The sequence below is a fragment of the Streptomyces sp. P17 genome, assembly GCF_032436805.1.
GTDB lineage: Bacteria > Actinomycetota > Actinomycetes > Streptomycetales > Streptomycetaceae > Streptomyces.
The window spans coordinates 1-259 of sequence record NZ_JAVRBF010001076.1 but is presented as its reverse complement, the minus strand read 5'-3'; the positions used below and the strand labels follow the sequence as shown (position 1 = coordinate 259).

General features: G+C 54.4%; 1 protein-coding gene. It reads left to right on the top strand.

What is annotated here, in order from left to right:
- Positions 1-169 (top strand): LamB/YcsF family protein (locus RMT89_RS46380; RefSeq protein ID WP_399499052.1); only part of this gene is annotated, 169 nt, incomplete at its 5' end.
- Between the last annotated feature and the right edge of the window lie 90 nt (positions 170-259).

Sequence of the window (259 nt, the reverse complement as noted above, 5' to 3'; positions counted from 1 at the left end):
CGCTGAAGTCCTCGCTCAGGTGCAACAGTTAGTGGCCACAGGTACTGTTACCACCGACACTGGCACTAGCTTACCCTTAGCGGCCGATACGCTCTGTGTGCATGGCGATAATACTGCTGCCATTACTCAGCTCACGGCAATCCGCGAGTTACTTAGCCTATGTCCGTAATACTGCCACTGCCGCAATTACTGTTACCGGCCGAACTGCTGCCAGCCGGTGCCAATAACGCTATTTTTAGCCAAGAGCCGACTGCGCTAC